This is a genomic window from Actinomycetospora sp., from assembly GCF_036497585.1.
GTDB lineage: Bacteria > Actinomycetota > Actinomycetes > Mycobacteriales > Pseudonocardiaceae > Actinomycetospora.
This window is the reverse complement of the sequence record NZ_DASXJD010000157.1, coordinates 1-1,980: the sequence shown is the minus strand read 5'-3', so window position 1 is coordinate 1,980 and position 1,980 is coordinate 1. Positions and strand designations below refer to the sequence as shown.

Sequence of the window (1,980 nt, the reverse complement as noted above, 5' to 3'; positions counted from 1 at the left end):
CACGTCGCGCCGCCGTCGACCCGCCAGGTCCGGAGGTCGGGGCGCACGGTCCAGCCGTCGGGGAGCCGGGGAGGGCGGGCGGCCGTCACGGCAGCACACCCCTGACGTCCTCGTCGGTGAGCTGCCCGAAGTCCTCGTAGTGGTCGCCCACGGCGCGGAACCGCTCGGGCACCGTCACGGCGACGACCTCCCCGCCCCACTCGACCGCCAGCCGCGGCGGCGTCGCCGGGGCGATCACCGGGGTCGCCAGCACCAGCCGCGCCGGCCCGACGGCCGCGAGGGCCCGCAGCGCGGCCAGCGCGGTCATCCCGGTGGCGACGCCGTCGTCGACGAGCACGACGTGGCGCCCGGGGGCGCGCTCCCGCCACGTCGCCCCGTACACCGCCTCCCGACGACGGGCCTCGGCGCGCTCCTGCGCGACCGCGTCGGCCAGCTCGTCGGGGGACAGCTCCTGGCGTTCGAGCGCGGCGGTGAACCACACCGGCTCGCCGTCGGCGGCGACCGCACCGAGCCCCGCCTCGGGGCGGCCCGGCCGGGTCACCTTCCGGGCGACGCCGACGTCGACCTCCGCCCCCTCTCCGAGCACGACGGCCGCGGCGTCGGCCACCGGCACCCCGCCGCGGGCGAGCCCCACGAGCAGGGGCCGGACCAGCCCGAGCCGCGAGAGCACGACGCCGAGCGCACGCCCCGCGTCGACCCGGTTGCGGAAGACGACCGGTCCGGTCACGGGCTCACACCAACCGGCCGTGGTCGTCGACCCGCCAGTCGCGCAGCGCGTCGCGCAGCGCCGTCACCATGACCGCCGTCGTCTCCGCGCCCTCCGCCGCGCTCGCCCCCGCGGGGTCGCCGAGCACGCCGTTGGCGCTCACCGAGGCCACCGACCCGGCGCGGATCGCGGGCATGAGCTCCCCGAGCCGGGCGGTGTTGCCGGCGACGGCGAGGTCGGGCCGGACGTCGTCGGGGGTGAGCGCGAGCATCAGCGACGTCTCGTGCCGCCCGGCGTGCGCGTCGGCGCCCGGGACCCCGCACGAGTGCCAGGCGACGTCGCGACCCTCGGCGCGCAGCAGGGTCGTCGCGGTCACGAGCGCCGGCAGGTTCCCGCCGTGGGCGTTGACGAAGCACAGCCGCCGCGCCCACCGGCACGCCGAGCGCCCGGTCTCGACGAGCACCGCCGCCAGCGCCTCCGTGCCGATCGAGATCGTGCCCGGGAACCCCTCGTGCTCGCCCGAGGCGCCGAGCGCGATCGGCGGCGTCACCGGCAGCCCGGTCCGCGCGGCCACCGTCGTCGCCACCGTCGTGTCGGTCCCGAGCGGCAGGTGCGGGCCGTGCTGCTCGAGCGCGCCGACGGGCACGAGCAGCAGCGCGGTGTCGGCGCAGTCGGCGGCGCGGGCCCGGGCGACCTCCCGCGGTGAGACCTCCACGGCCCCACCCTGTCACCTCACCGGCCGGCCACGACCTCGCCGGTCTCGAGCAGCGACTTGAGGTTGGACAGGATGCCGGGCCAGCCGCCCGAGATCGCCGCGAGCATCTCGCTGCCGGGGACGAAGCCGTCGTGGGTCACGGTCAACTTCACGGCCTCCGGCGAGACCGGCTCGATCTCGAAGGCCACCCGCGCGACCGGCTCCTGCTGCCGCGCCGCGAGTTCCTCGTCCGACCAGCCGAACATCTCCTGCATCTCCGGCTGGTAGTTGTGCCAGGTGTAGGCCAGCCGGCGGGGCGCGTCGGCCTCGAGGACGTGCTGGTCCCAGTCCTGCGCGGGCTCGCCCGACATGCTCCAGCGCACCGACGCCCCCACCTGCCAGTCGGAGTCCGGACCGCCACCGTCGAAGTAGCGGCGGACGAACGCCGGGGTGGTGAGCGCCTCCCAGAGCCTCTCGGGGGTCGTGCGGATGTAGCTGACGTAGACGAAGGCGGTCGCACCGGGATGCGTGGTCGGGTCGGCGGTCACGGGGTCCTCCAGGGCTCGTCGCAGGTCGGTCA

General features: G+C 76.9%; 3 protein-coding genes. All 3 read right to left on the bottom strand.

Going from position 1 to position 1,980, the window contains the following annotated elements:
* Positions 1–85 precede the first annotated feature (85 nt).
* The gene (locus tag VGH76_RS15320; RefSeq protein WP_331557559.1) at positions 86–727 is read right to left on the bottom strand and encodes a phosphoribosyltransferase; all 642 of its coding nucleotides are present in this window, start codon (positions 725–727) and stop codon (positions 86–88) included.
* A 4-nt stretch (positions 728–731) separates the two neighbouring features.
* Entirely contained in the window at positions 732–1,421 is a 690-nt protein-coding gene (gene mftE / locus VGH76_RS15315; protein WP_331557558.1) for a mycofactocin biosynthesis peptidyl-dipeptidase MftE, read from the bottom strand.
* A gap of 17 nt (positions 1,422–1,438) precedes the next feature.
* Positions 1,439–1,980, bottom strand: a 542-nt coding sequence (locus VGH76_RS15310) for an SRPBCC family protein (protein ID WP_331557557.1), incomplete at its 5' end; no start/stop codon positions are given.